The sequence below is a fragment of the Pseudomonas sp. GL-R-26 genome (genome assembly GCF_019947365.1).
In the GTDB taxonomy this organism is placed as follows: Bacteria; Pseudomonadota; Gammaproteobacteria; order Pseudomonadales; family Pseudomonadaceae; genus Aquipseudomonas.
The window spans coordinates 200661-207655 of sequence record NZ_JAGYGI010000010.1; the positions used below are offsets into that span (position 1 = coordinate 200661).

A 6995-nucleotide genomic window follows, 5' to 3' on the forward strand; every position below is an offset into this window, starting at 1 on the left:
AGGCCGCCTCGGACGCTGTTGCGGTGCACGCCCCCTCATGAGGCCGAGCGCAGGTTCTGCGCAGTGGGCAACCCGGCATGGATGCCGTGTTAGCCGCCGCCGGCCATGCATGGCCGATGGCGGCGGGCCCACGGAGCAGGACCGGAGCGAGGGCATGCCGAGCCACGGCGAGGCACCGAATGTCAGGGGCAAGAGCCCTTGGTTACTTGGGGCTTTTCCAAGTGACCCGCTGTAAGAGCGGAACCATAGGTGGCCGTTACCGCAGAAACGGATATGTACACCATCAAAAATCCATGCCGCCTGACACAAAGCCTTCGCGAGCAAGCTCGCTCCCACAGCGGACCGGGTTGTTCACAGCAATTGTGAACGACACTGATCCAATGTAGGAGCGAGCCTGCTCGCGATGCGGTTCAGGCAGACACCACTTCAACCACCGGCATTTGCCAACGTTGATTGACCACCTGCTGCCCGGGTCCATACAGCCTCAGGACCAAGCTGAACGCCCCGCTCGCTGGCGTCGGCAACCAGTTACTCTGCTCTGGCGGAGCGGCGTTCTGCAGGATCAACGTCAACCCACCGTCCGCATCTTTTTGCAACTGATCCCGGCTGCTCAGGCAGTAGCGATTGATCGGGTTGGCCACCAGTTGCCGGTCCGGCAAGTCATACAGCGTCAGCGACCAGAACTCGCTGGCCGGCGGCAATTGACCCGGTGCGAAACGCAGGCGATAGCTTCGCCCGCCCTGCAAGAGTTGCCCCTGATTATCCAGGCGAGTGCCGGTGTAGAAGGCCTCTTCCACGCTGTTGCCGTAGATGCCGACATTCGCCGCGACAGCGCGGTTGAGGTAATTGCCGTTCAGCGCTTCGCGAGTACCGAACAGGCCCAGGGTGGTGCGTACCTGGCTCACCGCGGTTTGCAGTTGCGCCCGGGCGTCCTGAATCCCGGCGAGCAATGCCTGGCGCGTTGCTTGCGGCAACGTTGCCGGGTCGAATCCCTGACCGGGCACGATGCCGATCCGCGCAAAGCGTGCGCGCAAGGCTTGTTCGGACGGTTGCGTGGGGCACAGGCTGAGGATCTGATTCAGCGCCGGGATAAACTCCAGCCCCAACCCGGTCTTGCTGTCCCAGGGTCGCCAGTCAATCGCCGGCGCAACCACGGGCGGTGCACTGCCGATGAACTCATGCAATGCACGCAAACCGTATTGCTGCTGCAAGGCACGCACCGCCGGCAGGTCCTCGGCGTTTTTCAGGCCCGTTCTCCCAAGCACCATGACGATTTCGGTTTCACTGCGCAGCACGGCCTTGACGCCGTCGGGTGTCGGGCCTTGCCAGTCGGGCCCGACGATCAGGTAATTCCCCGCATCGCGACCGGTGCTGAGCACGCCGACATAGGCAAAGTTGTGGGTGTACTGGTCGACCAGTTGAAACACGTAATAGCGCTCGTCATCGACCGCCGGCACGCTCAACACCTGGGGTTCGCTGCGCAGGTCGAGCCAAGCCCAGGAGTACGGCGTGTCGTTGTTCGGCGTGACGATGTCGCGGTTGTTCGGAGTAAACAACTCGCCGTAATGACGAAAGCGGTTGAAGCCGCCGACGTACTCCGGCGCAGACGCGTTGAGCGCTTGTTTTTCCATGGTCTGGTAATGCATGAGCATGGGGTAGGCGTAAATCCACGCCTCTTTGGCAATCTGCCGCAGGTCATCGGAATCAGCGGCCAGCAACCAGCGCGGAAACATCAGGCTGCCGCCCAATACCCCCATGCTGCCCAGCACCCGGCGGCGACTGAAAATCAGGTTCATGATTCGATCCTCGTTATCGTCGGCAATTGATAACTCCCGTCCAATGCCCCGCCCTTGGGCAGGTACAGGCGCAACAGCAGGTTGAACGTACCTTGCGGCGTCGGCAGCCAGTTGCCCTGCGGCGCAGCCTTGGGCGCATCGGCCTGCAGGATCAGGGTCAAGCCGCCGTCGGCATCGTATTGTAGACCAGGGCTACGATCGCCCAGGGCGTAACGCTGGATCGGGTTGGCCACCAGCAATTGGGTTTTGCCGTCATACAGGGTCAACGACCAGAACGCATTCACCGGCGGCATTTGCCCGGCGGGAAAATGCAGACGATAGGCGTGTTGGCCGGTGAGCGCCTGTCCCTCGGCATCGTGCAACGCCATCGGGTACAGCGCTTCCACCGCATCGTTGGCGTAGATGTAGCGCCAGGCGACCGCGGCACGGGTCAGGTCATCGTCGCCGTATTTGCCGACGTTGGACGGCGACGGCAACCAGCCCTGCCGTTCCACCGACAGCTGGCTGGAGGCTGCGCGGACCTGTTCGCGACCGGCTTCGGCACCTTGGGCGACGGCTTCGCTCAAGTCCGCCGGGGCCTGGAATTCGGTCCCCGGCTTCACGCCGATGACGGCGAAACGGGCCAGTTTCTTTTGTTCGCTAGCGGTCCATTGATGCAACGGGGCCAGCGCGTTGAAGGTACTGAACAGCGCCTGCGCCGGCCCTTGCTTGGTGTCCGTGTACGCTGGCAGTTGCAGTGGTGCCAACGGTTCAGGGGTCGCGCTGCCATTCACTTTGGACAGCGGTTGCAAGGCGTAGCCCTTCAGCACCTGCGCGGCGTCTTTCTGATCCGCTTCGCCTTTGACTTCGGTCCGTCCCAACAGGAAGACCAGCCGGCTCGGAGAGCGAATCACAGCGCTGAAACCCGATGGCACAGGCCCCTTCCAGTCCGGCCCGACAATCAGGTAGCGCCCCGCCTGATCCCCCGTGGCGCGGGTGCCGATGTAGTCGAGGTTGTCGGTGCGCATGTCCACCAGTTGGAAGCTGTAGTAGCGGCCTTGCACAGCCGGCACGTCCAACGCCATCGGTTCGCCGCGCAGATCGAGCAAGGCGCGGGAATAGAAGGTGTCGTTGTTGGGCGACACCACTTTGTTGTCTTGCGGACCGAGCAGGCGCGGTTCGCTGTAGAGACGATTGAACGGCAGTTTCGCGGTGATGGCGCTGAGCACCTTGTCGTGTTCGACGGTGGCGTAGGCGAACACGTAGGCCTCCTGCGCCAGGGCTTTCGCCTGTTGTTGATCGATAGTTGCGGCGTGAACAGTGCCCAGGCTCGCGCCCAGGGCCAGTGCGGATATCCAGTAGCGCATGGCAGATCTCCTGTAGCAAAACATCAGCACACACAGATCCCTGTGGGAGCGGGCTTGCCCCGGGCGGCGTTCCGACGAAGAGGGAGTGTCAGTCGACTACATTGCTGCCTGACACGCCGCCTTCGCGAGCAAGCCCGCTCCCACATTGGATTTGCGGTGGTTTGGCGAATGGTTACTTGGCCCAGCGCCGCAGGTCCGACGGGGTGTAGTCATCGGTCTTGGCGGCGAAGCCCACGCGCATCGGCTCGGTCTCTTCGTTGGCCAGGCCGCCGGCGTAGTAGCGTCCGGAGATCAGGTCATAGGAGGTTTCCAGCACGTTGTAGGTGAAGCCGTGGTCGTACTGCTGGATCGCGTGCAGTTCACCGCTGCGCCACAGTTCACCGCGGCTGTCGTACTGGTCCGACTGGGCGATCTGCCAGCTGTCTTCGTCCACATAGAAGCGACGTTTGGCGTAGATGTGCCGGGCATCGGGCTTGAGGGTCGCCTCGACTACCCACACCCGATGTTTCTCGTAGCGAGCCAGATCCTGGTTTACGTGGTTGGGCTTGATCACGGCGTCGTACTTGAGGTCGCGGCTGCCGATCTTGTAGCTGTTGTAAGGGATGAACAGCTCTTGCTTGCCCACCAGTTTCCAGTCGAAACGGTCCGGTGCGCCGTTGTAGCCGTCGATGTTGTCGGCGGTGATCAGGCCGTTGCTGTAACGGGCGCTATTGTCGTAGGCGATCATCGGCGCACGACGCACGCGACGCTGGCCCGGCAGGTATTGCCAAGCCGAACGCGGCTCGGCGACCTGGTCGATCGGCTCGTGCACCAGCACCGCTTCGCCGGACAGACGCGCCGGTTCCAGGACCCGGCTCTTGAACATGAACAGGATGTTCGAGCCCGGTTCCAGTCCGCCCACGGTGTCGGCGAAGTTGATTAGCGACTGATTGCGCACGTAGCTGGTGGCGCCGTTTTCGCGCACCAGTGCCGAGCTGCTGATGCGCTCGTAGCTGCCGCCGCGATAACGGGTCATGTGGTTCCACATCACCTCCAGGCCTTCGGTGGGCAACGGAAACGGAATACCCCTGGCATAGTCGTGCAAGCCGTTGCCGCCGTCGGCCATGCTGGTCTTGGCGACGTTCTCACGACTGGCCGCCAGTACCTCCTTGGGCAAGTTGGCGCTGCGATGGCTCGGGTAGATGTTCATTTTGTAGCTGTCCGGGAAACGCTTGAACAAAGCGACTTGACCCGGGCTGAGAAGTTTCTCGTACTGCGTGACGTTCTTCGCCGTGATGGTGAACAACGGTTTCTCGGCGGCATACGGATCGCTGTAACCACCCTTGCTGTCAACGGTACCGGCGTTGGCGGCAAGCCCTCCGGTCCAGGCCGGAATGCTGCCGTCGGCATTGGCCGCCATTTCCGAGCCCATGGGGGTCAGGGTCTTGCCCAGTGCCGTCGAATCGGTGCCTTTGGCCTGAGCCAGGCCGACGGTGCAGGCCAGGGCCAGCACGCACAATTGCATACGCATAACGGTTCTCCTTAGAAGTCTGCCTTGAAGCTGACGGATGCGAAATCGCGGTCGTCGAGGGTGCTGTAGTCGTTGGAACCGAAGAACGTGTTGTAGGCCAGTTCCACGCTGTAATCGTTCATGTAGACGCCGGTCAGGCTCACGCCCAGCGCCTGCTGGCCTTCCTGGAATGGCCCTTGCGGATCGTAGGAATAGCCCGAGACGTCATGCCGCCAGTTGAGGGCGGGAATCAGGTTGATGCCTGGCAACACATCGCTGTATTCGAGGCTGGCGCGCAGGCGATAACCCCACGACCAATCGGTGGCAAAGCCCTTGTCGGTGCAGAATTGGTTGGTCACACCTGAAGCCACCGTGTTGCACGGCGTGCCATTGCGCGGGGCGCTGCGGCCGAACGCGGCGTTACGGCCCAGGCGCTCGTCCCCCAGGTCTTCGATGTGCACGACCCCGGCTTCACCGAACAGGCTCAGGCGCGTGGCGCCCAGCACGTTGTCGATGGCCTGGGTGGCCGAACCGGTCAGCTGCCAGACGCCCTTGCGCTCCCACGCATCGAACTGGCTGCCATTGGTAGTGCTGAAGCCGGGCGGCAACTGCACCCAGGAACTGCCCCCTGGCCCGGAAATCACGGCGACGTTGACGTCGGGCGCGTTGATCGCGATCGGCATGTTCGGCCGGTAGCTCAACTCACCGGCCAGGGAAATCCCGGTGACCGGCTCGACGCCATTGAGGCTGATGCCGTACAGGTGAATGTTTTCCGGGAAAGCCGCCGCATAGCTCGGCCCCTGGATGCCACCGGGGAAGGTGCCGGGCAAGGCGGTGTTCCTGGCGTTAATGGTGAAATACGGCAACCGCGAGTGATAGTTGATGTAGTAGATCGCCGCTTCCGCATCGTTGAGCGCCGGGATCATCTGGCGCAAGGCGAAGCCAAACTGGCCGTTGTCGGACGGCGACTCGTTGCCCCGGGACGTGGCGAACAAACCCGCGGCCTGCATCTGTTGATCGGTCTGTACCTGACTCAGGAACAGCGGCCCGCAACCCGGCTGGATCACATCGCTGCTGGCGAAGAAAGTGCCGCAACCATCGAGAACGCTGGGGCGCCAGTTGTACTGGTAGAAACCTTCGAGGTTGGTGGTGTCGGTCAGGCCGAAGCTGAAGGAGACCATCTCCACCGGCAACTGGCCTTCCTTGATTTCCACGCCGGGACGGTTGAACGCCGAGATGTCCAGCGGGTTGATCACGTTGATGCCGTTCTGGATCAGCAGCGCTTCGCCCCAGGACAGCACCTGGTTACCGACCTTCACGCTCAGCGGATGCTCGGCCACTTGGAAGTCTTTCCAGACGTAGGCATCGAGCACCTCGAAGCCCTTGAACTTGGACAGGTCGTCCCAGCCCGAATCATCGAAATCCTTGAAGCGGCCATTGCCAGTTTCATAGGCGTGGTCGTACCAGTATTTGAAACGAATGAACGCGCCCTGGCCCTGGCCATCGAGACTGACATCGGTGAGGCCCTTGAAGAGTTGCGAGATGGGGTCGCCCCTCTCGAAGTTCAGCCGGTTGTCGTCGGCGCTGACGCTGGTGCCATTGGCATTCACGCCCTGGGCCTGCAAGGCGTTGGCGCGGGTCATCAGGCTTTTGTCGGGGTTTTGCGTAGACCAGCTGCTGCCCAGGCTCAGGCTGGTCTTGGTCGACAGGCTCCAGTCTTCGTTGATGTCAAAAGTGGTGGCGTAGGTCGGCCCCGTCAGTACGGCAAGAATCGCCAGCGCAAGGGGTTGCGGGCGGGTGTGGCCAAGCCGGTGAAGTCGTTGGCGGACTCCGGCTGTGGCCGAGCGTTTTTTTATCATTATTGGGCTCCGGTCAGGTTTGCTCAGCCTGGACACGGTGCCCAACTATCGGGCGCGACACGCAAGCGATGGCCGACAAAAAATAATCATCGGGAGATCTGCGGGGGTCTCGGTTAATTTCTGAAGGTGTGCATATCCGTCTCCATGGATGCGGTCCCACATTGGGTCCCCCGGTTTTACTTCAGACTTGTTGCCACTGAAGATCCCTGTGGGAGCGAGCTTGCTCGCGATGGCTTTGTGTCAGGCGGCATGGATTTTTGATGGTGTACATATCCGTTTCTGCGGTAACGGCCACCTATGGTTCCGCTCTTACAGCGGGTCACTTGGAAAAGCCCCAAGTAACCAAGGGCTCTTGCCCCTGACATTCGGTGCCTCGCTGTGGCTCGGCATGCCCTCGCTCCGGTCCTGCTCCGTGGGCCCGCCGCCATCGGCCATCCATGGCCGGGGGCGGCTAACCCGGCATCCATGCCGGGTTGCCCACTGCGCAGAACCTCCACTCGGCCTC

Annotated in this window: 4 protein-coding genes; all 4 read right to left on the reverse strand. The window is 62.1% G+C overall.

Annotated features, from left to right (window positions below):
• Positions 1-410: 410 nt before the first annotated feature.
• Positions 411-1796 (reverse strand): DUF1254 domain-containing protein, encoded by a 1386-nt coding sequence (locus KGA96_RS13165; RefSeq protein WP_046043238.1) that lies wholly within the window; start codon positions 1794-1796, stop codon positions 411-413.
• Positions 1793-3142: a DUF1254 domain-containing protein gene (locus tag KGA96_RS13170; protein WP_046043237.1), complete on the reverse strand. Its 1350-nt coding sequence runs from the start codon at positions 3140-3142 to the stop codon at positions 1793-1795. Before KGA96_RS13170 ends, KGA96_RS13165 begins: the two co-directional genes overlap by 4 nt.
• A 172-nt stretch (positions 3143-3314) precedes the next feature.
• Entirely contained in the window at positions 3315-4652 is a 1338-nt protein-coding gene (locus tag KGA96_RS13175; RefSeq protein ID WP_046043236.1) for a DUF1329 domain-containing protein, read from the reverse strand.
• Positions 4653-4663: 11 nt separating this feature from the next.
• Positions 4664-6490, reverse strand: coding sequence for a DUF1302 domain-containing protein (locus KGA96_RS13180; protein ID WP_046043235.1), 1827 nt, complete (start codon positions 6488-6490; stop codon positions 4664-4666).
• Positions 6491-6995: the final 505 nt, after the last annotated feature.

Coding starts and splice junctions, on each gene's coding strand:
- KGA96_RS13165 (WP_046043238.1), bottom strand. CDS start 1,796: ATGAACCTGATTTTCAGTCGCCGCCGGGTGCTGGGCAGCATGGGGGTA.
- KGA96_RS13170 (WP_046043237.1), bottom strand. CDS start 3,142: ATGCGCTACTGGATATCCGCACTGGCCCTGGGCGCGAGCCTGGGCACT.
- KGA96_RS13175 (WP_046043236.1), bottom strand. CDS start 4,652: ATGCGTATGCAATTGTGCGTGCTGGCCCTGGCCTGCACCGTCGGCCTG.
- KGA96_RS13180 (WP_046043235.1), bottom strand. CDS start 6,490: ATGATAAAAAAACGCTCGGCCACAGCCGGAGTCCGCCAACGACTTCAC.